The sequence below is a fragment of the Chryseobacterium salivictor genome (assembly GCF_004359195.1).
Classification (GTDB): domain Bacteria; phylum Bacteroidota; class Bacteroidia; order Flavobacteriales; family Weeksellaceae; genus Kaistella; species Kaistella salivictor.
This window is the reverse complement of the sequence record NZ_CP037954.1, coordinates 623,437-648,444: the sequence shown is the minus strand read 5'-3', so window position 1 is coordinate 648,444 and position 25,008 is coordinate 623,437. Positions and strand designations below refer to the sequence as shown.

Genomic DNA, 25,008 nt, shown 5'->3' with positions numbered 1-25,008 from the left:
CATTCCCTTTAGGTGTTCAAACCTAGCAACTGGTAAACCATTTGTCAAAACAAAGATACTAAACAATGTTAGATTATATCAAATTTGAAATAAAAAATACTGATCTGATTAAAAGAATTTGGAGCCATTCAGATTTGGTTTATAAGAGTGAGCATAGTTTTGTAAATAAAAATACTGGTGAAATTAGAACTGTAGATAATAGACAGTATGTAAATCTGATTTTGTCTAAACACCCAAATAAATTGGAGGTTTCCGGGAGTTTGCACAAACTTTTTAATAATGGTTTGCATAATGCCAACGATTTTACAGTAAATGACTGCATTAATACGCTCGAAAATCTTGTTTCCCGGTTCGGTTTGGTTCCTGATGACTGTTATATTAATAACCTCGAATTTGGAGTTAATTTTGAAACGCCCGGCAATGTTTCGGAGGTGGTGAAATGGTTACGGTTTCACAATAAAAACCAATTTATTAAATATCCGGATTTGGCAGAATGTTATTTTGCCGGAACGTCTTATTTCGGAGTAAAGGCATATAATAAAACTCTTAATTATCCTGAATATGCACAACCTAATTTAATGAGATTTGAGGGCAAAACCCGACAAAGTAAATACTTGTTATCAAAAGGCATTGAAACCCTTTCAGATTTGCTAAAACCGACCACCTACAGCGTATTATTAAAAGTATTATTATCAGAATGGAATAACGTTTTAATTTTTGATAAACGGACGAAAAAAGGGAAACGGTTTTGTAATACTGATTTTTGGTTAGAAATACTGGAAAATAACCACCGGAACACCTTTGTAAACACTAAAAAGAAATATTACAAAATGTTAGGTGAAAAAGGACTGCAAAACCTCATCTATAAAAGGATTTCGGATAAATTGGATCAGTTAAAAATTTGTGCAGTTTCCACGATTTCAGCAACCGGAACACTGGCACACACCGAACTGCAGACCGCCCCAATTTCACCCAAAGCCCTTGTGCAGTTTCCACCTATAGTAAAGATGGAATCTAACACACCCAACCAACGGGAAACAGTCCGACTTTGTGAAGTAACCAAACTTAATATTTCAATGCAGAAAAAAGGCAGTGAATTTATATGTTCTGCAGGTTTGAAATATTACAGTGAAACGGAGCCTGAAACTTACCAACGATTAAAAGAAAAATATTTAACTTTTGATAAATGGGGTTTAGGTTTGCCTGATCAGTTTTATTACATAGCGCACAACGTACGGAATAAGTTTTTTAATGAGATACACAACCGGAAAAAATTTGAACAGAGGAATTATCCTAAACAACAATTACAATTTAATTTTAACTAAAAATATTAATTATGAATTATTTCAGATTTTCTAAAAACGATGAAAACAGATTTGTCCTGACTGAAAACGATTTTATCATTTTTTGTGACCAGCTGCAGAGGCAAATAATGGATAAGATAGGCATTAACGGAGTGTTACCCGATGAGGTGGACGGAGCGGAATTTATGGAACTTACAGAATTTGACGAATTATTGGAATACTATTTTACTTTTAAATTCCTTTGCAGAGAATACAATATCGAAACACCGGACGAAATAGACAGTACTGCAAATTTTATTGCGGGTTTAATAAAACTTTCACAATCTAGATAAAGAGCCCTTAAAAATGGATGATGAAAAAACTAACGGAATCCGGGAAAGGTTCCAAAGTATCTTAACAGATAATTTTGATCAATTAGCAAAGGATTTGCAGGAACTGGAACCCAAAGACCGTATTAAGTTTATATTAGAAATTACCCGGTTTGTTTTGCCTACCTTAAAAAGTATTGAGAGCAAAGAAAGTTTGACTGTAGAACAGCCGTTATTTGATATAACAACACTTTACAGGAACAAAGATTAAAATCCCGTTTTCTCTAATAATTTAGGTTATTATTTCAGAGCTGGGAAACTTTATAAAAACTAACATTCAAATAAATTACATATTATGGGCAGATGGGGAAACTTTCCGACAACGGTAAACGATTTAAAAAGTTTTGATATTTCTTTTTTATCGAAACACGAATATATAAAACCTGATCAGACTAAAACGGGTTCCATTATTTGGACGTCATCAAACGGAACTAAAAACAGTATTAGTATTAAAGTGGTAACAGGGGACACCAACGGAAGTTTAACTGTAGATTATACTTTCAACAATACCGAAAAGATAAAATATGATATTGAACTAATAACACGCCCGTCTAACCTCGGCAAAGGTTTAATTTGGTTTTTTGTTTGCCCTTATACTGGTAAGGTCTGCAGAAAACTACATTTGATAAATGGATATTTCAAACACCGTTCCGCCTTACCGGGTTTAATGTATGAGAAACAATTAGAATCTAAAAAGTGGAGGGAATGGAACAGAATATTTGCAAAGGATTTTAATGATAAACTTTATACTGAATTATACAGTAAGTATTTCAAACAGTATTATAACGGTAAGGTGACAAAACGTTTTGCCCGGATCAGTAAGAAACTGCAGGAAAACGAAAATAAATTTAATGCAGATGAGTATTTGAAATTGTTTAAGAGTTTTAAAAAATAAATGGGATCCGTTCCCGGTTTTTTTATTAGATTTGATATAAACATAAAGATATGATAAAACTGATTTTATTTTTTACCGTAATTCTTTCATCTACGGTTTTTGGGCAGGAAAAATTTGACTTTTCAAAAGAAAAGGGACTTTCTGAATATGTTGTAACAGTTATTCCGGGGCATTCCGCTGCAGAAATTTACACGAAAGTAAACGAATGGTTGCAAAAGACCTATAAAAACCCTGACTATGTGTTAAAGGGGTCTGTAGTTAATGACTATGTTAGATTTGATGGTGTATCTGCAGAGGTAATGTGCCAAAACCCGGACAACAAATTTATTTTCGATTGTATTAAAATTAAGTACGAAATAGAAATTTATGTAAAGGACGATAGATATAAATTTTCTGTAATTAATCTTAATTACTACAGACCTCGAATTGGAGCATATGTTGCTGCAGGATGGTATAACTTAGAGCAGACCGGCCCAACGGTTTATAATAAAAAAGGTGAGTTAAAAGGGGTTTATAAACAGTTACATAACTTACCGCCCTTTTTTGACGGTCTTAATAGTTCTTTAAAGGAGTATATTTTAAATGGCAGTTCTGCAAAGTCGGAAAATTGGTAGTTTAAAAGATATTGCCCTAATTACAAAATGACTCACTGTAAATTTAGTGAGTTTTTTTGTGGAGTTTTCGGAAACCGTAAAAAGGTAGAAAAAAGTTGAAATTAAAAGATACTGACTAAATACTGACTAAATAAAAAATAACTCACTGATTTACAATGAGTTATTTTAGTTTAAGTGGAGTTGGAGGGATTCGAACCCTCGTCCAAACAAGCAATACATAAGACTTCTACATGCTTATTCTGCAATTAATTTTCGACTGAAAACAGAGCACAGACACCCAATTTTCAACTTAACTTCTTTGGTTTTCGATCCTGAGCCGAAGTTTCTCAGAACTTATTTCCGCATTGCTATGCCTCGAAATCAAACGCCGCAGAACGAAGCATTTGAGAGACATCTTGCCTCCTTACTATCTTCGGGAGAGCGCTGAATCCTACTGTAATTCGGATTAAGCTGCAAGAGCAAACTCTTGGTCGCCAGTTAAAATTTTGTGACAAGGGATTAAAGAGATCGCGTCACGGTTCTCTGCATGCAACCTTACCCATTGATCTTGCTGTCGAAACCAGTCAACCCCAATGTTTATAAGACAACAAAGATAAGCAAAATTTATTCCAGAATAATATTTATTTCAAAACGTATATTTCATTCCGCACTCTAAGTCCCTATCTCAAATTGTCGATCTTATCCGTTCAGGTGGATCCGTTATCGTTTATTTTTCCGATGCCAACTCACTGCACTGAAAAAGAAACCAACACGAAAAAAGATTTTCACTTCAATCTTTAAGCAAAGAAGAAACTTTTTCGCAATTTTTTATGCAATGCAGATGGTTCTGCGTTCAAATCTCCATAATTGTCCTGAAATTAGTCCTGTTTCGAAAATCGTGAGAAAATTTCATTACAAATTTTAACAAAAAAGAAATATACAATTCTAAAAAAATCATAAAACCCGTTAAAGCTGGTTAAACTTTCCTCGATCTGAAAATAAAAACATCAAACCAATCCCATATCAGATTACTTTTACTAAAATATACGGAATGAAAACAAAACTACTTTTTCTTTTATTTTTCAGCTTTTCGGTGTCGTTCTTTTCGCAAGAATATATTATTGGAAAAGTAAGTTCCGAATTCAATACTGCTTTGCAAAGTGTCGTTATTTTTAATACTCGAACCGATGAAAAAGTATTGTCTGATAAAGACGGAAACTTTATGATTGCAGCGAAACAAACCGATGAACTCCGTTTTATAAAAAGTGGTTACGACAGAAACTCTTCTAAAATTTCAGCGCAGAATTTCCTCGCACCTTTAAATATCGTCCTCACAAAATCACCTTACGAGATTGCAGAAATTGACCTGACTTTTCAGGCAACCGGAAATTTAAAGAAAGATATTAAGGCTTTAGATCCACCAAAGAAAGTGGTCGCTTTAAATTCAGATATGAAATCGTATATGAGGACACCGCCGACTGAAGTAGCGCCGAAACTTTCGACTCCATCCGCTTTTGCGGCACCGAATTATAATGCAGGACAGGTAAATGTTTTAGGGATTGCTTCTGCGGTAGTCGGATTAATCAGGAAAGCAAAAACGCCGCCTATAACTACAGCGAATTATGCAGAAACCCAGGAGTTTTATCGCCGCGTAAAAAACACCGTTGATTTAAGTTTCTATACTTCCAAAGGCTGGGACGAAGAACAAATCGACCGCTTTCTCATCTATGCCGATCAGAATTATTCTTTGGCAAAACTGTACCGTAAGAATTTTGATGTTTCGGCCATTGATATGCTTATGAAATTAGCCTACAAAGAGTATATCAAAACCCACAAAGTAGGTTCTTAATGGTTAGAATTATTTTATTGCTTGCCCTCTCTTTTTCCACCTCATTATTTTCTCAGAAAGTTTCGGGAACAGTTGCCGATGAAGAGCAAAATCCGCTTGTGGCAGTGATGGTTTTTAATATGAAAACAGAAAAAGAAGTGTTTACCAATTTCAACGGTGAATTTACCATCGAAGCTTCTGTAAGTGACGAATTGCGGTTCATCAGACAGGGTTTTGAAAGAGGCTCTGCAATAGTGAATTCGCAGAGTTTTTACAGTTCATTTTCTATTGTACTTATTCGGAGTGTTCAGGAAATTGAAGAAGTGAAAATTCCGGCTGTTCGATTGACCGGTGATCTGAATCATGATACGGGAAATTTAAATAAATTTGATAAAGTCGCACAGCTTCAAAGAGAAGTCGGCGTTCCGGGACCGCCTGAGAAACCAAGAGAAACCCCGCCTCCGACCATTGAAAAAGTAGGGGTTTTGGCTTTTGCTGCAAGTAATTTAAATCTAAATACTTTATATAAAAATATTTCAGGTGATGGCAGAAGAATGAGACAGCTATATAAGTATGAAGATCTTCAGGATAATATTTCATGGATTAGGGGAAAAGTAGGCGATGAATATTTTACCAAAATGGAAATTCCTGGCGAAAAGACAGCAGAATTCCTTCAGTTCTCCATCGGAATTAAACCTGAAATCAGCAAATTGATTAAAGCAGGAAATTTATCAAAAGTACTTTTCCTTTTAGAAGAAACGCTTCCGCAATATTTAAACAGATAAGCAAATGATGATTGTTCCCTTAAAATGCTTTTTTATGCTGAGTTATTTTGTGAAAAAGTAAAATAATTTATTCCTACCTTTAAACTTCATTAAACAAACTGCGAAACGCAATCATAAAAATACTTCGTTATGAATAAAAACATTATCGCCATCGCCATTGCGGCAGCAGGTTTCATCATCGGTCTTGCGTTTTTAGGCAGCGCCATTAAAAATAGAAATAGAGCGGATAATACCATTTCTGTTACCGGATTGGGAAGTAATAAATTTACCTCAGACCTTATTACCTGGAGCGGAAATTTTTCCCGTAACAGTTTCGAACTCAAATCCGCTTACGACGAATTGGCAAACGATAAAAAGATCATTGAAAATTATTTGGTGTCCAAAGGAATTCCGAAAGATAAGATGGTTTTTTCGGCCGTAGATATTCAGAAGCAATTCACTTATACCAATGATTCTAATGGATCCAGTCATCAGACTTTTGCAGGTTACCAACTTTCACAAACTGTTTCTATCAACAGCAAAGAGGTGGCGAAAATCGAAAATCTTTCGCGAAACATTACCGAAATTATCAATTTGGGAATCGAATTTACTTCTTCTCCACCGAATTATTTCTACACCAAATTGGCCGACGTCAAACAGCAGATGATTGCCGATGCCACAAAAGATGCCAAACAGCGCGCAGAAAAAATCGCCGAAAATTCCGGTTCAAAATTGGGACATTTAAAAAGAGCTACGATGGGTGTTACCCAAATCACCGCACCCAATTCCACGGAAGAATATTCTTATGGCGGGACGTTTAATACTTCGTCCAAAGACAAGGAGGCGCGTATTACAATTAAGCTGGAATATGAGGTTGATTAATGTTTTATTTTGCTAAAGTTGTATTTCTACAAAAAGCTTTATCACTTTTTTTTACAACTGATAAACTTTAGAAAGCAGTTCTTCTTCAATTTTCTTCACGTTTTCCACGGCAAAATTACTCAGCAAAAATAAATTGATTGAATTCTTGCCAATCCCGTAACTCGGTTGGATATAATCCTGCGAAATAACCGAGAAACCATTTCTGATGTAAAAATTAATTCTTCTTTCAGCCATTTCACCTAAAGAATTCGGTTCAGATTCTAAAACGATATTGCCAAATTTTTCCTTTAATTCTGCTAAAATCTGCGAACCTAATTTCAGATTTCGGTATTCTTCAAAGACTTCGAAATGTTCCAAAAAACAGGAATTTTCTAATTTCCAAAGAATTAAATAACCGACAAAATCATCATCGTTTTTTACGGCGAAAATAAAACAGTCAGGATTTTCTAATAAAGCGAGAAATTGTTTCTGCTCTCTTCGTTCGTCTTCCGGAAAAGTGCTTTCGTAAGCCGCATAAATTCTCGAAAGTTTTTTACGCATCTGCAATTCTTCAAACCAAATCATCGTATTCGTTTCATTTGTGAAAATTCGTGGAATTCGTATTATTATAAATCAAAAACGTTTGGCCGTCGGGTGATAAACATATCCTTAATCCACAGGGTAAAGGCTAAACCCAAATAAATGAGAAAGAAAACGCCCGCAGTTGCAAAAGTGGAGTAGATAAAAAATACCCGAAGTTTAGAAACCGGAATTCCCAGTTTGGCGCCCATTCTTGTGAGCACTCCAAACCATTGTCTTTCCATTTTATGTCTTAAATTATTCAGCATTTTTTTTATTGACTACAAAGGTAATTATTTTTAGCGACTGTCTGAATTTCATCAGCGGTAAGATTAAATGAAAGTGAGGAAGTAACAGGGTTTTGAGTATCAGGAATTCTCTCAGAGGATTTAGAAAAGGCGGTTTTTAGCAAGGTAAAAGATTGTTTGAATTGATTTAAAGACTTTGCGCGTGCGATTTTGCAGCTTTATCTTAATCGTGGTGAATTATGGTTTTTCTAAATATTCAGTCCCATATCCAAAATTAATAGTAATAAGAATGCCTTGTAATCAGTCAAATGTTGGTTTTATTATGGAACAATTTTGGCTCGTTGTTTTATTAACTGTCCGAAATAACCAATCCAAATAATATGGTTCTGAGTTCAATTTTCCTCGGCAGGTTTTGATTCTAATGAAAGACAATTGCTGAATTATACAGATGAAAAGTACGATCAACATTAGGAAAAAGAGATTTTAACCAAATTAAAAATATAATGGGAAAAAACATTTCTTTCCCAAAACGCTCTTTCACGAATCTTTAAAATAAAATCAATGAAAAAAATTCTTGCAATCCTTCCCTTAATAATCATGTCGTGTCAGAAAAAGGAAGTAGTATCGGAAAATACCGTAGATAATGATTCTGTCATTGTTTCAGAGCAAAAGGCTATTCATAATAAAATGGACTCCGCCGCAAACGGAATTGTTTCTATTGACGAAAACAACGCCCTAAAAGAGTCATTCAAAACAGAAAGAACGGTTGGCGGGAATAAAATTATTCAGACCATTAATGCTGATCAACTTCCAATACTGCTTTCCGATGAATTCACCACTGAAAATCAGCAGATGGTTGTGAAAATCCGGGATTTTAACCGAAGACAACTCATCGGAAAAATAAGTCCGGAAAATTCTGATATGAACATCCGTTTTAACCAAATTAAATTGGCGAACGGCCATTATGACGGTCCTTTCGGCAGAGAAATAAAATATGATATCAAAGAAAAAGGAGAAATCTGGCTCATCATTGGGAAAAGCAATATGGCGTCAGGTGAAGCCAAAGGAAAATTCACCGTAAATTTAGAATAATCACTTTCAAAATATTTTCCGCCTACCGTTAAGATTTTGTTAAAAGAAAGACTTGGTACAATTTCTGGATATGAGAAATTAATTAAATTACTACAGTTATGAAAAATATTTTTTTATCTGCGATTGTTGCCACTGCGACTCTCGCGAGTTGTTCCACTGTTTCTTCGATTTTGCAGAATACCTTTCCGTATAATGCAACGGTTTTGGTCACTTCGGGATCTCCGGCAAACACTACATTATCCAGTATTTCTGCGGCGCAAAGTATTAATCAGTTAACGGGAGCGGGAGCTAATGTAAAAGATATCCGCGTTTCCAATGCCACCCTTTCTGTAAATTCAAATACCAGTGTCGGGCTTTTCAAATCGGTGAAAGTGTATCTTTCTAATAATGGCAGCAATGAAGTGTTGGTTGCCTCACGGGAAGATATTCCGGATAATGTTGGAAGCTCACTTTCGCTGGATGTAAGCACTTCGGCTACTTTAGACCGTATGATGAAATCGGGCAGCGTTCAGCAGCGGTTGGTGTATGTATTGAAGCAATCGCCTACTTCCGATATTTCAGTGAAAACTTCGATTGGATTCAGCAGTCTTCCGATTACTAATTAATTTGTTTTTTAGGAGCAACAGGATTTTTGCTACTTATGAAATTCGGTCCGGCTTTCACGGCTCGCTTTTTTCTGCGGTTCAGGAACCGCAGAAAAAGAGCTCAGACAAACCCGCTCAATCCGGGCTAAAATAATTTTCAGTTATATTTTCAAAATAACCTGCATTTTTGTGTTGGTTATTTTTTATTTAGAAATTTCTTTTTGGTGTTTTTAACAGTAATGATTTTATAGTGCTTATTAATTAGTAATAATTAACTAAATCTCCGAAAATTTATCTTTTCCTTATCACTTTTGTATTCAAAATTAATATAATTTTAGACGAACTTTAAATGTTCCACTAACAAACTTATTTTATGAAGCAAATTTTACTTTTTTTTGTATTTTCTTTTTCAATACTCAATTCTCAAACTCTTAAAAAAGTCAAAATCGAGGATGCTGAAACAGGTAAGGCAATTCCCAATGTGAGAATTATTCTGGCAGATCAGATTTTCTATTCTAATGATGATGGTTCTATTTCGCTTCCGAAAGATGCGAAACAATTTGAAGTTTCTTTCACCGGATATGAAACCTTGAAAACCTCCAAATTTCAATCAAGTATAAAACTAAAACCGCTTTACAATGATATAGATGAGGTGAAAATAGTTTCGGTTGACATCAAAAAGATTTTTACAGATGTTTCCAAAAATTATACAAACAGATATTATGATAAGCCCGCCATCTTTGATGTCACTTATTCTCAAAAAAGATTTGAAAATAATAAAATGAAATTATTGGTGGTAGCAGACGGGAAATTTTGGACCCGAGATGGACAATATAATGCGAAAGAAGCATTTAATGGGAAGCATAAAAATTTTGTGCAATTACAAATTGACACCTTGAGATATTTAAAATTGGAAAACAATGACTTTAATATTAAAGTAAAACCACAAAAGGTAAGTCATCAACCTGTCGGAAGTATGTTTTTTGACTATGAACTTTTTTATATGATGCGACGCAGTAAAAATAAAAATGCGGTAACCTCCGGTAAACTACTTTACGAAAATGAATTCGAACAGGAAATTTCTTATAAAATTAAAATGACTGACAACATCACTTATACTGGAACGTTCAGATATAACAAAGCAGATAAGGTAATTACTTTATTCGAAATGAATTTTAAGCAGAGTAATGCCAGTCTGGAGGTTTTTAAAGATGAAGATGGTTTTGAATACCAACGCCAGTCGCCGGATGGAACTTATATTTTTGAATTTTATAAAAGCGGAGAAAAATACGTGCCTTCCAAAATAAGCATTAGATACGAGGGTATTAAATATGCAATGGGTGATAAAGTTTTTGAATATCGGAATGCCAGAGATATCATTTTCAAAAGTTTTAAACCGACTGAAGAACGTGGCGTTCAGAATCCAGTTGATATTAACGGTTATTTCTGGAAAAACATGAAGATTAGTGATGACAAAGGGCTTGTGAATTTAAGCGAGGAAGAATTAAACTTTATAAATGATAAAGCAGATGAAAACTAATTTTATTTTTTTGATCATACTTTGCAGTGTTTATGGTAATGCGCAAACTCACCGATTTATTTATGATGTTGAGTACAAAAAAGATTCTACCATGAACCTGACCACCAAAGAAAACTACCATTTAGATATTACCGGGAATGAAGTTCTTTACTACACGAGAGATTATTTTATTGCAGATTCCTTGGTCGCAAATAATATTCCTTTTCCCAAAGAGATGAAACTGAATACTTCCACCATTGTCAAACATCAAAAAGGAAGTTCAGATTTCAGCGAATACGATTTGCTAGAAAATACAATTCTCGGATTGCAAACAAAAGATTCCCAAATCTGGAAACTAAGCACCGATAAAAAGTTGGTCAAAGATTTAATACTTCAAAAAGCCACCACAACTTGGGGAGGTAGAAATTGGATTGCGTGGTTTACTACAGAATTCCCTTTTCAGGAAGGACCTTATAAATTTCATGGCCTGCCGGGATTAATTACCGAGATTTCGGACGATAAAAACAATTATAAATTTTCTTTAGCAAAATCGGAAAAAATAAAAGAACCGGCAGGAAATCAATATCTTGAAATAGCGCATCAAATGAGTGTTCCCGTAACTTGGGAAAAGTATAAAAGTGCAAAATTAAAATATTATGAATCTCCTGTGAATTTTATAAAAAACGGAACAGGAAATTCCAGTAATAATGAATTTTATCTGAACGATGGAACAATTGTCAATTCTTCAAATAGTAGGGAAGTGAACGATCGATTGAGAAATATTATCAAAAAATATAATAATCCTATTAATTTGAATATGGCGATTTTTTATCCATAGATTTTGATTTCTTCAAATCATTAATTTCCCAAATCTTCCCTAAATTTGCACTTAGAAATCAGCAATCATGAATGTATTCGACCTTATTATCAATGACAGAGAAGCCGTTTCTTTAGAAGATGTTTTCCTGAATAAATACAATCACCAAAATATTCAGCAACTCATCAAAGAACACAGATATGTTGACGAACTTACCAAATACGGTTTGCCGGTGAATAACAAAATTCTACTGCAGGGACATTCCGGCTGCGGAAAAACCACGACCGCAAAAGCCATCGCTCACGCACTCGGAAAGCCTATCATGATTTTGAACCTGAGTAATGTGGTCTGTTCCAGAATTGGGGAGACTTCACAGAATCTGAAACAGGTTTTCGATAAAGCTGCCCGGGAAAAAGCAGTTCTTTTCCTGGATGAATTCGACCAGATCGGTAAGGAAAGAGGAAGCGATGATAAAGATGTTGGCGAAATGCGAAGACTGGTCAATACGATTATTCAGCTCATCGATTATTATCCGGCCAATGCTATGCTTATCGCCGCTAGCAATCACGCCGAAATTATCGATATTGCTTTGTTAAGAAGATTTCAGCTCAGAATTAATTTTGAAATGCCCAATGATGCTGTCTTGGACTCTTACTATGACAGGCTTTTGAAATCTTTTCCCGAACATCTGAAGAATTTTGAGCGGTTGTATCATGTTTCTTTCGCCGAAGCAAAAGATTATGCTTTTACGAAAATAAAATCTTTACTGATCGCAAAATTAGAAAAGGAAGAAAATAAATGATTGCAAGATCTTTTAGCGTAAATTTGTATTAATGAGTGAGAAAAATCTTTATATAATTGCTGGTTGTAATGGTGCTGGAAAAACCACAGCGTCTTTTACTATTTTACCTGAAATCCTTGATTGTAAAGAATTTGTGAACGCCGATGAAATAGCAAAAGGGTTGTCGCCATTTCAGCCTGAAAAAGTTGCTTTTGAAGCCGGTAGAATTATGCTGAAGCGAATAGATGAGCTCTTTAACAATGAGGAAAATTTCGCATTTGAAACAACTCTAGCAACGAGAACATATAAACAAAAAATTTTAAAAGCAAAACAACAGGGATATAACACGATTTTACTTTTCTTCTGGCTTAAAAATCCGGACTTGGCAAAAGAGCGGGTAAAATTAAGAGTAAAGGAAGGAGGGCATAATATTCCGCCTGAAGTTATTGAGAGAAGGTATTTGAACGGCATTAAAAACTTATTTGATATTTATCTTTCAATTGTTGACCAGGTTCTAATTTTTGATAATTCAGAAGGAAGCCATCACTTAATTGCTGAGAAATATGGGGACGAAAATGTTTTTATCGTTCATCAAGAAAAATTTAACACCTTAAAAAAATATCATGACAAAACAAGATAAAATTCAACGAAAGAATAAAATCATAAAAGGGCTTGAAAAAGCGTATGATAAAATGATTGAACTGAAAAGAAAAAATAATGGTGAAATTGTGGTTATTAAAGATGATAAAATAGTGAAAATAAAACCATAACTTCAGAGTTGATTTTAAAATCTTAACCATAAAAATAACCGGCAATCACTGCCGGTTATTTTTATATCAAAACTAAAATCTATTGTCTCTTCGTCTATTCTCTATAAGGCTATCATCTCTTCGTCTTAAAATAAGCAATCCCGCACTCCAGGAAGGCTTTGAAATCCTCTTTTGGCATATATCCGGAAACGGGCGTATTGATTACTTTTCCGTCCGGTGTTACCAAAACATAGTGCGGCTGGGAATTATTATTAAAGTTGATCTGCTGGAACAAACTCCATTTGTCACCAATCGTTTTCACTTTTTTCTTTTGTCCGTTGCCCATGTCAACCGAGGTTTGCTCGTTTTCTGGAAGCGCTTCTTTATCATCAACATATAAAGAGGCTAATATTACTTCGTTTTGTAAAATCGGTAAAATATCCGGTTCGCTCCAGACGAATTCCTCCATTTTACGGCAGTTTTCACAACCGTAACCTGTAAAGTCGATCAACAAGGGTTTGTTTTCTTTTTTCGCAATTTCAATGGCTTTGAAATAATCATGTTCCGGATGCATTCCTAAAATCCCGTCTTTTTCATCATGGAGATAACTCACATTGATTGGAGGCAAAATTCCACTCAGGTATTGCAGCTTCGGTCTTTCTCCGGGAAATAATCCCTGAATTAAATAGATGATAAATCCGATTCCTAAAACGCCGATCACTTTTCTGGTCATCGAAATTTTAGCTTTTTTATCATCATGTGGAAATTTGATTTTCCCGAATAAATAAAGAACTAAACCAATCGAAATCAGAATCCAGATCACAATAAATAATTCTCTTTTCAGGAAGAATGTTTTGGAAACCAAATCTGCTTTTGATAAGAATTTTAAAGCCAGTCCTAATTCGATGAAACCTAAAACAACTTTCACCGTATTCATCCAACCTCCAGATTTTGGTAAACTTTGCAAAGCCTGTGGAAACAAAGCCAGCAATCCAAAAACGATTGCCCATGAAAATCCAAATCCTGCAAGAGCAAAAGTCAGTAACATAGGAATATTTGCCGAACCGGTAAGAGAACTTCCCAATAAACTTCCTAAAATGGGTCCCGTACATGAAAATGAAACAATGACCAACGTTAAAGCCATGAAAAAGATTCCGATAATTCCGCCTGCATCTTCTGCTTTCGAAGATTTGTTGGCAATCGAACTCGGTAATGTAATGTCGTAATAGCCGAAGAAACTTCCGGCGAAAAACAGAAATATGATGAAGAATACAATATTCAACCAAACACTTGTGGAAATTTGATTGAAAACATTTCCGGCAATTCCGTCAATAATATGAAACGGAACACTTAGTAATACAAAAATCAAGAGGATGAAAAATCCGTAAATAAAGGCATCTCTTTTCCCTTTTGCTTTGTCTTTCGATCCTTTGGTGAAGAAAGAAACCGTCAGAGGAATCATCGGAAAAACACATGGAGTCAACAAAGCGATCAATCCGCCGAAAAATCCTAATAGCAGATACGTCCAGAAATTTTCTGAATTTTTTTCCTGAACAATTCCACAATCTGTTTGCGGATTGGCGAAATCAATAGAGGCTACTTTTAAACCTTCCTGAACTGCAGGAATTGGAGTAGTAATTGTTGTTTCCTGAATTTCAATGGTTCGGATGCTGTCTTTATTTTCGCCGGTAATGGCCGTCGCGGTGATTTCTTCGGTTGTACTTACTGTTTCGGTAGCCGCAATGGGAATTACTTTCTGCTCGAATTCTAAAGTATTCGGTGCCAGACAAACGCGGTCATCACAGGTTTGATAGGTGATTTCAGCAACAACATTTGCCGGTTTTGCATTATTTTTAAGGCTGAATTTCTGTTTAAATAAAACCTTGTCAGAATAATAAACGATTTGAGCGCCGAAAGCTTCCGAAAATTCATCATGCTTTTTACCCACTTCTGCGACTTTCCCGATGAGGTTGATCCCGTCTTTGGAACTGAGTTTCATTTCGGTAGGAATCCCGGAATCTGGTGGCAAATCTTTGGAATAAATGTGCCAGTTTTTATCAATCGTGGCGGTTAAAACGGCTTCATATTCATTGTTTGGTAATGAATTAATTTGGTATTTGAATTTTACAGGATCTTTTATTTGTGCGCTAATTCCTTGAAAAAGGAAAAGGACGATGAGGATAAACCAATTTTTAAATTTCATTTTCACTTTACTTTTTTGCGGTCCGCTTGCTTTACCGGACACTATGATTTTACTTTTATGATTTCTGGACTTTCTTTAGATGCTACAAATCTTCTGTCCTGGCGCAACGGGAGCACTCCTAATATACGATCTTCACCGTCGCACAAAAGCCAGATTTTTTGCTGGGCTAAAATAGGGATTTTTTCATCCTTAAAAAATTTTGAGATCTTCTTTTTGCCTATCATTCCTATTGGAAAGAATAAATCGCCATCCTTTTTTCGTCTTAACTTTAAAGGAAACAGGATTTTTTCAGCATCAAATTTCCATTCCATTTTTCCTAATTCTTTAATTTCTGAAAGAACCAGGTCGGGAATCAGGATTTGATTTTCATCATTTAAAGTCAAAATAATTTCTTCCTTATCCTCTGTTTCAATTTCATCCGCAATCTTTTTTAAAATCAAGATTTTACGGTCGATGGTGAGCTGATATTCACTGGAAATAAAATTCTTACCGGTTTTTGCTTTTCGGATTTTTTCAATTTCTTCACCTTCATTAAAACCATATTTTCGCAGGATTTCAAACCGGACAAAATTACTTTGATTAAAAAAGAGATCTTTCTTCATTATTAAATAATCCTCCTGATGGATGATAATTTCTTTTTCGATCCCTGAAATTTGTTCTTCAATGAAATTTTTGGATTGATTGAGATATGAAATGCTCTTTCCAAAGTTTTCCAAAAAATTTTCATTGACTTTCAGCAGGTGCGGCACGATTTCGTTGCGGATTTTATTCCTTAAATAATCATTTTTTTGATTGGATAAATCTTCCCGGAATTCAATCTTATTTTCTTTAGCAAAATCATAAATTTCCTGTTTAGAAAAACCAAGCAGCGGTCTCAGAATTTTGTTTTCATTCGCAGGAATTCCACTTAATCCTTTAATTCCGGATGCTTTTGAAAGATTGATGATGAAAGTTTCCAGTTGGTCATTCAGATGATGTGCGGTGACAATAAAGTCCAGTTTTTGATCCTGCTGAATTTTCCGAAAGAAATCATACCGAATGGTTCTCGCCCAATCCTGTATCGAATTTTTGGGTTGGTTGTCTTTTTCGGAAACTTGATATAGATGAAACGGAATCGTGTGTTTTTTACAAAACTCCTGTACTAACTTCTGGTCTTCATCAGAATCGCTTCCACGGAGTTTATAGTTAATATGAGCGACTTGCAATGTTAAATCCGTTGATTTAAATAAATGAAGCAATACCATAGAATCAGCGCCACCACTAACTGCAAGTAGAAAATTTGCATTCCGGTAATCAGCGGAGATTTCTTCCAAAGCATGCTGAAAAGTCTTTGAGTTAACCAATTTTTAAGGATTTTTTAAGGAATATTTAGCAAAGATAATTCTTCTGTTCAAATTGAATTCTCTATTTTTGGACGAACAAAAAGATTATTATGAATATTGGAAAAATAGGAGCCGTTCTGGGAATGGCATTATTGATGACTTCTTGTGTAAGCAAGAAGCAGTTTGATGCATTGAATACAAATTACAACCAGTGTATTACCAATGTTGGTGAGAGACAACGTGAGATTCAGGATTTGAAAGGTGTTAATTCCGGTCTGGCAAGCGAAAATGCTTTGCTAAAAGGACAAAACGATGCTTTGAAATCTTCCCTCGATGCGTGTTTATCAAATAGTGGAAAAGGTTCTGCGAATATTGATAAATTAATTGGAGAGATCAATTCTTCTAACAAATACATCAAGCAATTAATTTCTACCAATTCTAAAAACGACAGTTTGAACTTGGCTTTGTCTAATAAATTAAAACGTTCTTTGGATAATATCGCAGATAACGATGTTCAGGTGAAGGTTTTAAAAGGAGTGGTCATGATTTCTCTGTCTGACAATATGTTGTACAAAACGGGAGATTATAACATTTTACCTGCCGCACAGGATGTGTTAGGAAAAGTCGCGAAAGTGATTAACGATTACGATACTTATTCTGTATTGATCGAAGGAAATACCGATAATGTTCCGTTGAGTTCTAATAATTTACCAAAAGACAACTGGGATTTATCAGCGTTGAGAGCAACATCAATGGCGAAAGTTCTTCAGACAAGATTCGGCGTTAATCCAGCGAGAATTACGGCTGGCGGACGAAGCGAGTACAACCCGAAAACCACCAACGCATCTGTTTCCGGAAGAGCGGAGAACAGAAGAACAGAAATTATCATCATGCCTAAATTAGATGAATTTATGAAGTTAATGGATATTGCTCCAGTGAAAAACTAAACAAATTTCAGGATATATTTTTAGCGCTGTTAGAGGTTGAAGCTCTAACAGCGCTTTTATTTTAAATGCTTAAATTTGACTTAAATTAATACCCAATGAGTTTTTTTGAAGAAAATTGTCCCGAAATGGACCGCTATTTAGAAAATCACACCTCGGCAGAACCCGATATTCTGAAAAGATTACGAAAAGAAACTTTCCAGAAAACGACGCAGCCGCACATGATTTCCGGTTATCTGCAGGGAAGATTTCTGGCGCTTTTGTCGAAGATGTTGCAGCCGAAAAATATTCTGGAAATAGGAACTTTTACCGGTTATGCGACTTTGTGTTTAGCCGAAGGTTTATCAAAAGAAGGGAAAATAACCACTTTAGACATTAATGAAGAATTGGCCTATTTACCCAGGAAATATTTTAATGAAAGTGAATTTGCAGATCAGATCGATTTTCAGTTAAAAGATGCCAAAGTTTTTTTAGAAGAAACAGAGGAGATATTTGACTTTGTTTTCATCGATGCTGACAAAGAAAATTATGTTGAGTATTTCAATTTAATAAAACCCAAAATCAAAAGCGGTGCAGTTATTCTTTTTGATAATGTATTGTGGTATGGAAAGGTTTTAGAAGAGCATCCAAAACAAAAATCAACGCAAATAATAAAAGAACTGAATGACATGGTTTCAAAAGAGGAGAATTTCGAAAATGTTATTTTACCTTTGCGGGACGGACTTCACTTAATCAGAAAAAAATAAAACTTTAGGAATAACGATGAACAAAGGAATTTGTACGGTTTCGGTGGCGGCAATCCGCGCAGAACAATCTCATCAGTCAGAAATGACTTCGCAGCTTCTTTACGGCGAAACGTTTGATATTCTTGAAAGTACAGGAAAGTTCGTCAAAGTAAAAATGGATTTTGATGGTTATGAAGGTTGGATTGATGCACAGCAGATTTGTGAGATTTCCGAAGAATATTTCCTTGAAAGAAAGACGGAACTGGTACTGAATACCATTCAGATGTATAACACTTCGCAAGGTGCAATCCTGCTGTCGATAGGGAGTGAAGTGAATTCTGAAAAAGCGGAACGTTCATTCTTAAAGGTCGGAACTATTTCGGAAACGGCTAAGCAATTCCTAAATGTACCTTTTCTCTGGAGTGGCAGAAGTTTTTTCGGTATCGATTGCAGCGGATTTGTACAGCTCATTTATAAAGTTCACGGAATTTTTCTTCCAAGAGAAGCTCAACATCAATCGGAAATAGGCGAGGTCTTGAGTTTCGTCGAAGAAAGTAAACCCGGAGATTTAGCCTTTTTTGAAGATGCAGAAGGAAAAATTTCTCACGTTGGAATGATGCTCGATAATCAGGAAATAATTCATGCCTACGGAAAGGTGAGAATCGACTCGCTGGATTCCACCGGGATTTTTAATAAAGAATTGAATAAACACACCCATAAACTTCGGTTTTTGCGCAGTATTTTTTAAAAAAAAATATAATGCTTAATTTAGGGCTCGCTATTTATTTTTAATCATCATGAAAAAACTACCCTTTTATCTGCAAATTATCGCTTTTTGTCTGTTGATTTTTATCTGGGATTATATTTTTATGAATTTCCGAAGTTTGCCTGTGTCAGTTCCTGTGCGTTTAGGATGGGATGAAAAACCGAGCTTTTTTGTGCCTCGGATACTGATCTGGCTTTTCGCGGCAGTTGCTTCTTTTATTTATTTACTGAATTTTTATCTCACGAAAATCATCAATTCTCTTTTTCTGAAAATGCCTAAAAACAATAAAAAGAAGACCCGAAAGGCAGAGAGAACACTGAGCGTTTTCCAGCTGATAGTTATGTTGCTTTTGACCGTCATTACTTACGAAAGTGTCTCTATCGGATTAGGCGAAAATGATGCTTTAAGCCCAATTAACAATTATCTGATCGTTGTTCTTTTTTTAGGAGTAATCACCATGGTGGCTTACTCTGTTCGGATTGCTAAAAGAACCGGTTCGCAAAACCTTACCCATTAATGTTTTTTTACAACCTTTTCATCCGTTTGCTGATTTCCTTCATGAGAATTGGAGCCGTTTTTAATTATAAATTAAAAAAAGGTTTGGCCGGAAGAAGGCAGAGTTGTGATTTGGTGAAGGCTGAATTCTCTCCGGAAGATCACGTAATCTGGATGCATGCCGCGAGTTTGGGAGAATATGAACAGGGACTTCCTGTCCTGGAAAAATTGAAGGATCAATATCCTGATCATAAAATTTTAATTACCTTTTTCTCACCATCGGGTTACGAGAATCTCATTAAAAAAGATACGGTTGCCGACGTGATTTGTTATCTTCCTTTCGATACCGAGAAATGGGTGAAAGAGTTTACTTCAAATTTTAAAACAGCTATTTTCTTTACCGTAAAATATGATTATTGGTATCATCTTTTAGAAGAACTGAAAAAGCAGGGAGCAGAAATATACGTTGTCTCGGCGTTGTTTTATGAAACACAAATTTTCTTTAAAGTCTATGGAGGTTGGTTTGCAAAACAGCTGAAAAAAAATGTGGATTTCTTTTTCCATCAAACCAGACATTCAACTGCGCTGGCGAAGGGAATTGGCTTGAGTAATTCGATGACCACAGGAGATACCCGGTACGACAGGGTTCGCAAGCTGCGCGAGAGAGATAATTCGGTGGATTTTATCGGCGAGTTTACGCAAGGTCACAAAACGGTTATCTTTGGAAGTTCCTGGGAGGCGGAAGAACGGCTGGCAGAAATTATCGCTGCAAAAAATAAAGACGTGAAGATAATTATCGCACCTCACGATTTAAAAAGGGTCGCTCATTTGAAAACATTATTTCCGGCGGCGATTCTTTATTCCCAGATTACCGACAAAGAATCTGTACGCTTCTTAAATGTAAAAGTGCTGATTATCGATTGTATCGGACTGCTTTCCAAATTGTATTCTTACGGTGATTTAGCAGTGGTTGGCGGTGGTTTTCATTCAAAAGGGCTTCACAATATTTTAGAAGCAGCCACTTTCGGAATTCCCGTTTTCTTCGGAAATCAATACACGAAAAATCCGGAAGCTGACGAGCTTATTGCCAGAAACGGTGGGCAATCTTTTGAAGACGAATTTTTTGCCGCTCCTTATTTATTAGGTTTGTTAAAAGATGATGCCGGTTTAAAAAAGATGGGAAATAATGCCCGGAATTTTATTGAAGAACAGCCAATAGCTTCCGAAATTATTCTTGAACAGATTGTGAAAAAGCATCAGCTTAAACAATAGCGTAAAATTTTTCTCAGCGCAATAATCCTTCTGCCTTGATTCCTTTCAGAATTAAATCAATGTGGTCAGGAATGTTTTCAGGATCGAACCAACTTAGAAATAATCCGTTGTGCAACGTGAGATCTTCCAGGCTTTTATTTTTTACAATTTGCTGATGAACTTCTTCAAAAATTTCCCGTAAATCTAAATAATAATCAGGATCTAATTTTTTAGTTAAAACAAAAGAACGGAATATTTTATTAAGGAGATAAATATATAATTTGTAGTGATCACCGGTTTTTGGGGCTTGTTTTAATGTTTCACTCACTAATAAAAGCGTTAAAGAAACTTCGCCGAATTTATCCGTTGTAATCTTAACATGTTCTGTTATTTTTGCGCTCACTTTTCGAATCGCTGGCAGGAAATATTTGGTTCGTCCGAATTTTTTCACGGCAACCGAAACTTCATTTTTGATGAGAGATTCCATTTGATTTCTCTTGTCATCGGCAGTTTCCGGATCGATGAGTTCGAAATAAAGCCGGTGCGATAAAATCCTGTCTTTTTTAAGCAAACGGATAATCAATTTATCTTTTTCCTGAGAGGTGAAATTTGAAATCGCTTCTTTAAATTCTTTTGAATATTCCATTAATTAAAAAATTTAGAGTATTTCATAAATCCGTTTAATGCCCAATTCGCCGTGTAATACCAGGATTTTAAGGTAGAAAAATGCATATAATCTTTATACACCAAATACTGGTCTTTCATAATGTTGGTCTTTTTTCTGGAAATGCTGCTTGCGTGCATTCTGTATTTTGCCATGGTTTTCGGCAATGGTTTTCCGACCGGAATTTTCTTTAATAAATTCAGCCACATGACATGATCTTCCCGTTTGCTTCCAGCCGGGAAATATTCTTTGCCTACTCTTTCAGAATCGTACATGGAACTTAATAAAGATAAGCGACAGGTTTTTAACAGGTTATCAAAAGTAACCTCTTTGTCTGCCTGAAAATCTGCTATTTTTGGATTTAAACTCTTATCACATCTCGCATAATTGGAATAGGCGAGTTCGGCTTTTTCTTTTTTCATAAACGAAACCATTTCCTCTAAAAAGTCGGGTTCCCAATAATCATCAGCATCTAAAAAAGTAATGAATTTTCCTGTGGCTTTTTCCAGAGATAAATTTCGGGCATGACCAGCGCCACCATTTCTTTCTGCGACCGTCAGGGTAATTCGCGAATCATTAATTTTCTTGATTATTTTCACAGAATCATCCGAAGAACAATCATCTGTGACCAACCATTCCCAATCAGTGAATTTTTGATTGAGCACCGACTGAATGGTTTCTTCTAAGAAATTTGCAGAATTATAGCAGGGCGTAATGATGGAAACTTCGGGCATTGTGTTTTAAAGTTTAAGGTTCAAATTTACGATAATTAGTTTCATTCAGAAATTCATTTCAAAACCTTAAATTTGTGACTTAATTAAAATCAAGAAATGTTTTACGACCATCAATCCATCGACAAAAAGTGGCAGAAATTCTGGGAAGAAAATCAAACCTATAAAACTGAAAATACAACTGATAAACCGAAATTTTATGTTTTGGATATGTTTCCTTATCCTTCCGGTGCGGGTTTACATGTTGGTCATCCGCTGGGTTATATCGCGTCAGATATTTATGCGAGATATAAAAGGCATCAGGGTTATAATGTCCTGCATCCGATTGGTTACGATTCCTTTGGACTTCCGGCGGAACAATATGCGATACAAACCGGTCAGCATCCTGCGGTAACAACGGAAGAAAATATCACGCGGTACGAACAGCAAATGCGTAAAATCGGTTTTTCATTTGATTGGAGCAGAGAAGTGAGAACTTCAGATTCTTCTTTTTATAAGTGGACACAATGGATTTTTCTTCAGCTTTTCGATTCCTGGTATAATAAAACGACTGATAAAGCAGAAGATATTAAAGAATTGATTCGTCATTTCGAAAACCACGGAACTCAAAATTTATCAGCGGTTCAAAACGATCAGTTAGATTTCACTGCAGAAGAATGGAAAAGTGCTTCTGAGCTGGATCAACAGGATATTTTGTTAAACTACCGTTTAGCTTACCGTGCAGAAACTACTGTAAATTGGTGTCCGGGTTTAGGAACTGTTTTGGCGAATGATGAGATAAAAGATGGGAAATCTGAAAGAGGTGGTTTTCCTGTTTTTCAAAAGAAAATGATGCAGTGGAGCATGAGAATCACTGCCTATTCTGAAAGATTACTGCAAGGTTTAAATTCTTTGGATTGGCCCCAACCGCTGAAAGATGCGCAGGAATACTGGATCGGAAAATCTCAGGGTGCGCAGGTGACTTTCGGTGTTGAAGATTCTGCAGAAAAAATCTCCGTTTTCACCACGCGTCCAGATACGATTTTCGGGGCAACCTTTATGGTTTTGGCACCTGAGAATCCTTTGGTTAAAAGCTTAACGATAGAAAGTCAAAAAGAAGAGGTTGAAAATTATATCGAACAGACTTCTAAGAAAACGGAGCGGGACCGAATGTCTGACGTGAAGAATGTGAGTGGTGCATTCACCGGAAGTTATGCTTTGAATCCGTTTACCAATCAGGAGATGCCGGTTTATATTTCTGATTATGTGTTGATGGGTTATGGAACAGGCGCGGTAATGGCTGTTCCTGCACATGACGAACGCGATCACCGTTTTGCGAAAAAATTCGGTTTGACGATCATTAATGTTATTGAAAATGACAATGATATTCAGGAAGAGTCTTTTGATTCGAAAGATTCTGTTTGTGTGAATTCAGAATTTTTAAATGGATTAAAATATGATGACGCTAAATCATTAATTATCTCTGAGATTGAAAAGAGAAATATCGGTCATAGGACAACCAATTACCGACAGCGGGATGCGATTTTTTCCCGCCAGAGATATTGGGGAGAACCGGTTCCTGTTTATTATAAAGAGGGAATGCCGTACACTTTGCCGGTTTCAGCGTTGCCGTTGGAATTACCTGACGTTGAGAAATATCTTCCAACTGAAGATGGTGATCCACCTTTAGGAAACGCTAAAAATTTCGCCTGGGATGAAGCAAATCAGAAAATTGTTTCGACTGATCTGATCGACGATGAAAAGGTTTTTCCTTTAGAATTATCCACGATGCCGGGTTGGGCAGGAAGTTCATGGTATTTCTTAAGATATATGGATCCTAAAAACGAAGAAGTCTTTACCGATAAAAATCTTTCAGATTATTGGGGACAGGTCGATCTGTATATTGGCGGAAGCGAACACGCCACCGGACATTTACTGTATTCCCGTTTCTGGAATATGTTTATGAAAGACCGTGGTTACATTGATCATGAAGAACCGTTTAAAAAACTGATTAATCAGGGAATGATTTTGGGGATGAGCGCGTATGTTTTAAGAATTGATGGAACGAACCAATTTGTTTCTAAAGGTTTAGCAAAAGATTACCAGGTTCAAAAAATCCATGTTGATGTTTCTTTATTAAAAGGAGGAACCGATGAACTCGATACAGAGAAATTTAATAACTGGCGTCCAGAATACGCTGATGCTGAATTTATCTTAGAAGATGGGAAATACATTTGCGAACGCGAGGTCGAAAAAATGTCCAAATCCAAATACAACGTCGTAAATCCCGATGATATTTGTGACGAATATGGCGCAGACTGTCTGCGTTTGTATGAAATGTTCCTTGGTCCGTTGGAGCAGTCAAAACCGTGGAATACCCAAGGCTTAAGTGGGGTTTACGGATTTTTGAAAAAGTTCTATAACCTTTATTTTAATGGAGATGATTTCGAAGTTTCAGAGGATGAACCATCAAAACAGGAATATAAAATCCTGCATACACTAATTAAAAAAGTGGTGTCGGATATTGATAATTTTTCATTTAACACCTCAGTTTCGCAGTTTATGATTGCGGTAAACGAATTGCAGAAGCTGAAAACCAATAAAAGAAATATCCTGGAATCTTTAGCAATTATTGTTTCGCCGTATGCTCCACATGTTGCAGAGGAGTTGTGGAGCAAATTAGGACATACCGGGTCGATCGAGTTTGCGCCTTTCCCCAAATTTGAAGAAAAGTTTTTGATAGAAGATGAAATCGAATATCCGGTGAGTTTTAATGGGAAGATGAGATTTAAATTAAGTCTTTCCGCAGAGTTATCAGTACCTGAAATTCAGGAAATAGTTTTAGCTGATAATCGGACAATGGAACAATTACAGGGAAATAATCCAAAAAAAGTAATCATTGTACCGAAAAAAATAATTAATATTGTTCTCTGAAAATAAATAATG

Annotated in this window: 27 protein-coding genes and 1 other RNA gene; 21 read left to right on the top strand and 7 right to left on the bottom strand. The window is 35.7% G+C overall.

Going from position 1 to position 25,008, the window contains the following annotated elements:
* Positions 1–65 precede the first annotated feature (65 nt).
* The 5 genes from NBC122_RS03030 (at position 66) to NBC122_RS03010 (ending at position 3,181) form a co-directional block, all read left to right on the top strand.
* Entirely contained in the window at positions 66–1,325 is a 1,260-nt protein-coding gene (locus NBC122_RS03030; RefSeq protein ID WP_133438948.1) for a hypothetical protein, read from the top strand.
* A gap of 11 nt (positions 1,326–1,336) precedes the next feature.
* The gene (locus NBC122_RS03025; RefSeq protein WP_133438947.1) at positions 1,337–1,636 is read left to right on the top strand and encodes a hypothetical protein; all 300 of its coding nucleotides are present in this window, start codon (positions 1,337–1,339) and stop codon (positions 1,634–1,636) included.
* Positions 1,637–1,649: 13 nt separating this feature from the next.
* Positions 1,650–1,883, top strand: a complete 234-nt coding sequence (locus NBC122_RS03020) for a hypothetical protein (RefSeq protein ID WP_133438946.1) — start codon at positions 1,650–1,652, stop codon at positions 1,881–1,883.
* Positions 1,884–1,967: 84 nt separating this feature from the next.
* The gene (locus tag NBC122_RS03015) at positions 1,968–2,567 is read left to right on the top strand and encodes a hypothetical protein (protein ID WP_133438945.1); all 600 of its coding nucleotides are present in this window, start codon (positions 1,968–1,970) and stop codon (positions 2,565–2,567) included.
* A 50-nt stretch (positions 2,568–2,617) separates the two neighbouring features.
* Entirely contained in the window at positions 2,618–3,181 is a 564-nt protein-coding gene (locus tag NBC122_RS03010) for a DUF4468 domain-containing protein (RefSeq protein ID WP_133438944.1), read from the top strand.
* Positions 3,182–3,353: 172 nt separating this feature from the next.
* Here NBC122_RS03010 and ssrA read toward each other — a convergent pair.
* Positions 3,354–3,752: a transfer-messenger RNA gene (gene ssrA / locus NBC122_RS03005) on the bottom strand.
* Between the two features lie 459 nt (positions 3,753–4,211).
* On the opposite strand from ssrA, the gene NBC122_RS03000 reads away from it, so the two are divergent.
* The 3 genes from NBC122_RS03000 (at position 4,212) to NBC122_RS02990 (ending at position 6,634) form a co-directional block, all read left to right on the top strand.
* The gene (locus NBC122_RS03000) at positions 4,212–5,009 is read left to right on the top strand and encodes a hypothetical protein (protein WP_133438943.1); all 798 of its coding nucleotides are present in this window, start codon (positions 4,212–4,214) and stop codon (positions 5,007–5,009) included.
* Positions 5,009–5,773 (top strand): carboxypeptidase regulatory-like domain-containing protein, encoded by a 765-nt coding sequence (locus tag NBC122_RS02995; RefSeq protein ID WP_133438942.1) that lies wholly within the window; start codon positions 5,009–5,011, stop codon positions 5,771–5,773. The genes NBC122_RS03000 and NBC122_RS02995 overlap by 1 nt, the downstream gene beginning before the upstream one ends.
* A 129-nt stretch (positions 5,774–5,902) precedes the next feature.
* Positions 5,903–6,634, top strand: coding sequence for an SIMPL domain-containing protein (locus NBC122_RS02990; RefSeq protein ID WP_133438941.1), 732 nt, complete (start codon positions 5,903–5,905; stop codon positions 6,632–6,634).
* 51 nt (positions 6,635–6,685) lie between these two features.
* Here the strand turns inward: NBC122_RS02990 and NBC122_RS02985 are convergent, their stop codons facing one another.
* Together NBC122_RS02985 and NBC122_RS02980 are read right to left on the bottom strand one after the other, a co-directional pair.
* The gene (locus NBC122_RS02985) at positions 6,686–7,198 is read right to left on the bottom strand and encodes a GNAT family N-acetyltransferase (protein ID WP_133438940.1); all 513 of its coding nucleotides are present in this window, start codon (positions 7,196–7,198) and stop codon (positions 6,686–6,688) included.
* 41 nt (positions 7,199–7,239) lie between these two features.
* Positions 7,240–7,461, bottom strand: coding sequence for a PspC family transcriptional regulator (locus tag NBC122_RS02980; protein ID WP_133438939.1), 222 nt, complete (start codon positions 7,459–7,461; stop codon positions 7,240–7,242).
* Positions 7,462–8,001: 540 nt separating this feature from the next.
* On the opposite strand from NBC122_RS02980, the gene NBC122_RS02975 reads away from it, so the two are divergent.
* The 7 genes from NBC122_RS02975 (at position 8,002) to NBC122_RS14310 (ending at position 13,003) form a co-directional block, all read left to right on the top strand.
* Positions 8,002–8,532, top strand: a complete 531-nt coding sequence (locus NBC122_RS02975; protein ID WP_133438938.1) for a hypothetical protein — start codon at positions 8,002–8,004, stop codon at positions 8,530–8,532.
* A gap of 98 nt (positions 8,533–8,630) precedes the next feature.
* A complete protein-coding gene (locus tag NBC122_RS02970) occupies positions 8,631–9,137 on the top strand; it encodes a hypothetical protein (protein WP_133438937.1) in 507 nt (168 codons plus the stop codon).
* Positions 9,138–9,489: 352 nt separating this feature from the next.
* The gene (locus NBC122_RS02965) at positions 9,490–10,656 is read left to right on the top strand and encodes a hypothetical protein (protein WP_133438936.1); all 1,167 of its coding nucleotides are present in this window, start codon (positions 9,490–9,492) and stop codon (positions 10,654–10,656) included.
* The gene (locus NBC122_RS02960) at positions 10,646–11,473 is read left to right on the top strand and encodes a GLPGLI family protein (protein WP_165983184.1); all 828 of its coding nucleotides are present in this window, start codon (positions 10,646–10,648) and stop codon (positions 11,471–11,473) included. Before NBC122_RS02965 ends, NBC122_RS02960 begins: the two co-directional genes overlap by 11 nt.
* Before the next feature lie 67 nt (positions 11,474–11,540).
* Positions 11,541–12,254: an AAA family ATPase gene (locus NBC122_RS02955; RefSeq protein ID WP_133438934.1), complete on the top strand. Its 714-nt coding sequence runs from the start codon at positions 11,541–11,543 to the stop codon at positions 12,252–12,254.
* A gap of 31 nt (positions 12,255–12,285) precedes the next feature.
* The gene (locus NBC122_RS02950) at positions 12,286–12,873 is read left to right on the top strand and encodes a zeta toxin family protein (protein WP_133438933.1); all 588 of its coding nucleotides are present in this window, start codon (positions 12,286–12,288) and stop codon (positions 12,871–12,873) included.
* Positions 12,857–13,003, top strand: coding sequence for a hypothetical protein (locus NBC122_RS14310; protein WP_165983183.1), 147 nt, complete (start codon positions 12,857–12,859; stop codon positions 13,001–13,003). Before NBC122_RS02950 ends, NBC122_RS14310 begins: the two co-directional genes overlap by 17 nt.
* Positions 13,004–13,115: 112 nt before the next feature.
* On the opposite strand, the gene NBC122_RS02945 is transcribed toward NBC122_RS14310, so the two are convergent.
* On the bottom strand, positions 13,116–15,185 hold the full coding sequence (locus NBC122_RS02945; protein ID WP_133438932.1) for a protein-disulfide reductase DsbD family protein: 2,070 nt from the start codon (positions 15,183–15,185) through the stop codon (positions 13,116–13,118).
* Positions 15,186–15,226: 41 nt separating this feature from the next.
* Positions 15,227–16,528: a tRNA lysidine(34) synthetase TilS gene (tilS, locus tag NBC122_RS02940; RefSeq protein ID WP_133438931.1), complete on the bottom strand. Its 1,302-nt coding sequence runs from the start codon at positions 16,526–16,528 to the stop codon at positions 15,227–15,229.
* An 89-nt stretch (positions 16,529–16,617) separates the two neighbouring features.
* Between tilS and NBC122_RS02935 the strand changes: the two genes are divergently transcribed.
* From NBC122_RS02935 to NBC122_RS02915, 5 genes are all read left to right on the top strand, one after another.
* A complete protein-coding gene (locus NBC122_RS02935) occupies positions 16,618–17,454 on the top strand; it encodes an OmpA/MotB family protein (protein ID WP_133438930.1) in 837 nt (278 codons plus the stop codon).
* 95 nt (positions 17,455–17,549) lie between these two features.
* A complete protein-coding gene (locus NBC122_RS02930) occupies positions 17,550–18,197 on the top strand; it encodes an O-methyltransferase (RefSeq protein WP_133438929.1) in 648 nt (215 codons plus the stop codon).
* A gap of 16 nt (positions 18,198–18,213) precedes the next feature.
* Positions 18,214–18,924, top strand: coding sequence for a C40 family peptidase (locus tag NBC122_RS02925; RefSeq protein ID WP_133438928.1), 711 nt, complete (start codon positions 18,214–18,216; stop codon positions 18,922–18,924).
* A gap of 49 nt (positions 18,925–18,973) precedes the next feature.
* Complete coding sequence (locus tag NBC122_RS02920; RefSeq protein WP_133438927.1) at positions 18,974–19,459, top strand: hypothetical protein; 486 nt, start codon at positions 18,974–18,976, stop codon at positions 19,457–19,459.
* Positions 19,459–20,709 (top strand): 3-deoxy-D-manno-octulosonic acid transferase, encoded by a 1,251-nt coding sequence (locus NBC122_RS02915; protein WP_133438926.1) that lies wholly within the window; start codon positions 19,459–19,461, stop codon positions 20,707–20,709. Before NBC122_RS02920 ends, NBC122_RS02915 begins: the two co-directional genes overlap by 1 nt.
* Positions 20,710–20,722: 13 nt before the next feature.
* On the opposite strand, the gene NBC122_RS02910 is transcribed toward NBC122_RS02915, so the two are convergent.
* Positions 20,723–21,334 (bottom strand): deoxyuridine 5'-triphosphate nucleotidohydrolase, encoded by a 612-nt coding sequence (locus NBC122_RS02910; protein WP_133438925.1) that lies wholly within the window; start codon positions 21,332–21,334, stop codon positions 20,723–20,725.
* Positions 21,334–22,086: a glycosyltransferase family 2 protein gene (locus NBC122_RS02905; RefSeq protein WP_133438924.1), complete on the bottom strand. Its 753-nt coding sequence runs from the start codon at positions 22,084–22,086 to the stop codon at positions 21,334–21,336. The genes NBC122_RS02910 and NBC122_RS02905 overlap by 1 nt, the downstream gene beginning before the upstream one ends.
* 96 nt (positions 22,087–22,182) lie before the next feature.
* Here NBC122_RS02905 and leuS point away from each other — a divergent pair, with 96 nt between their 5' ends.
* Complete coding sequence (gene leuS / locus NBC122_RS02900; protein ID WP_133438923.1) at positions 22,183–24,996, top strand: leucine--tRNA ligase; 2,814 nt, start codon at positions 22,183–22,185, stop codon at positions 24,994–24,996.
* Positions 24,997–25,008: the final 12 nt, after the last annotated feature.

Excerpts from the sequence above, each read along its gene's own strand:
- NBC122_RS03030 (WP_133438948.1), top strand. The coding sequence starts at position 66 with ATGTTAGATTATATCAAATTTGAAATAAAAAATACTGATCTGATTAAA.
- NBC122_RS03025 (WP_133438947.1), top strand. The coding sequence starts at position 1,337 with ATGAATTATTTCAGATTTTCTAAAAACGATGAAAACAGATTTGTCCTG.
- NBC122_RS03020 (WP_133438946.1), top strand. The coding sequence starts at position 1,650 with ATGGATGATGAAAAAACTAACGGAATCCGGGAAAGGTTCCAAAGTATC.
- NBC122_RS03015 (WP_133438945.1), top strand. The coding sequence starts at position 1,968 with ATGGGCAGATGGGGAAACTTTCCGACAACGGTAAACGATTTAAAAAGT.
- NBC122_RS03010 (WP_133438944.1), top strand. The coding sequence starts at position 2,618 with ATGATAAAACTGATTTTATTTTTTACCGTAATTCTTTCATCTACGGTT.
- NBC122_RS03000 (WP_133438943.1), top strand. The coding sequence starts at position 4,212 with ATGAAAACAAAACTACTTTTTCTTTTATTTTTCAGCTTTTCGGTGTCG.
- NBC122_RS02995 (WP_133438942.1), top strand. The coding sequence starts at position 5,009 with ATGGTTAGAATTATTTTATTGCTTGCCCTCTCTTTTTCCACCTCATTA.
- NBC122_RS02990 (WP_133438941.1), top strand. The coding sequence starts at position 5,903 with ATGAATAAAAACATTATCGCCATCGCCATTGCGGCAGCAGGTTTCATC.
- NBC122_RS02985 (WP_133438940.1), bottom strand. The coding sequence starts at position 7,198 with ATGATTTGGTTTGAAGAATTGCAGATGCGTAAAAAACTTTCGAGAATT.
- NBC122_RS02980 (WP_133438939.1), bottom strand. The coding sequence starts at position 7,461 with ATGCTGAATAATTTAAGACATAAAATGGAAAGACAATGGTTTGGAGTG.
- NBC122_RS02975 (WP_133438938.1), top strand. The coding sequence starts at position 8,002 with ATGAAAAAAATTCTTGCAATCCTTCCCTTAATAATCATGTCGTGTCAG.
- NBC122_RS02970 (WP_133438937.1), top strand. The coding sequence starts at position 8,631 with ATGAAAAATATTTTTTTATCTGCGATTGTTGCCACTGCGACTCTCGCG.
- NBC122_RS02965 (WP_133438936.1), top strand. The coding sequence starts at position 9,490 with ATGAAGCAAATTTTACTTTTTTTTGTATTTTCTTTTTCAATACTCAAT.
- NBC122_RS02960 (WP_165983184.1), top strand. The coding sequence starts at position 10,646 with ATGAAAACTAATTTTATTTTTTTGATCATACTTTGCAGTGTTTATGGT.
- NBC122_RS02955 (WP_133438934.1), top strand. The coding sequence starts at position 11,541 with ATGAATGTATTCGACCTTATTATCAATGACAGAGAAGCCGTTTCTTTA.
- NBC122_RS02950 (WP_133438933.1), top strand. The coding sequence starts at position 12,286 with ATGAGTGAGAAAAATCTTTATATAATTGCTGGTTGTAATGGTGCTGGA.
- NBC122_RS14310 (WP_165983183.1), top strand. The coding sequence starts at position 12,857 with ATGACAAAACAAGATAAAATTCAACGAAAGAATAAAATCATAAAAGGG.
- NBC122_RS02945 (WP_133438932.1), bottom strand. The coding sequence starts at position 15,185 with ATGAAATTTAAAAATTGGTTTATCCTCATCGTCCTTTTCCTTTTTCAA.
- NBC122_RS02935 (WP_133438930.1), top strand. The coding sequence starts at position 16,618 with ATGAATATTGGAAAAATAGGAGCCGTTCTGGGAATGGCATTATTGATG.
- NBC122_RS02930 (WP_133438929.1), top strand. The coding sequence starts at position 17,550 with ATGAGTTTTTTTGAAGAAAATTGTCCCGAAATGGACCGCTATTTAGAA.
- NBC122_RS02925 (WP_133438928.1), top strand. The coding sequence starts at position 18,214 with ATGAACAAAGGAATTTGTACGGTTTCGGTGGCGGCAATCCGCGCAGAA.
- NBC122_RS02920 (WP_133438927.1), top strand. The coding sequence starts at position 18,974 with ATGAAAAAACTACCCTTTTATCTGCAAATTATCGCTTTTTGTCTGTTG.
- NBC122_RS02915 (WP_133438926.1), top strand. The coding sequence starts at position 19,459 with ATGTTTTTTTACAACCTTTTCATCCGTTTGCTGATTTCCTTCATGAGA.
- NBC122_RS02910 (WP_133438925.1), bottom strand. The coding sequence starts at position 21,334 with ATGGAATATTCAAAAGAATTTAAAGAAGCGATTTCAAATTTCACCTCT.
- NBC122_RS02905 (WP_133438924.1), bottom strand. The coding sequence starts at position 22,086 with ATGCCCGAAGTTTCCATCATTACGCCCTGCTATAATTCTGCAAATTTC.
- leuS (WP_133438923.1), top strand. The coding sequence starts at position 22,183 with ATGTTTTACGACCATCAATCCATCGACAAAAAGTGGCAGAAATTCTGG.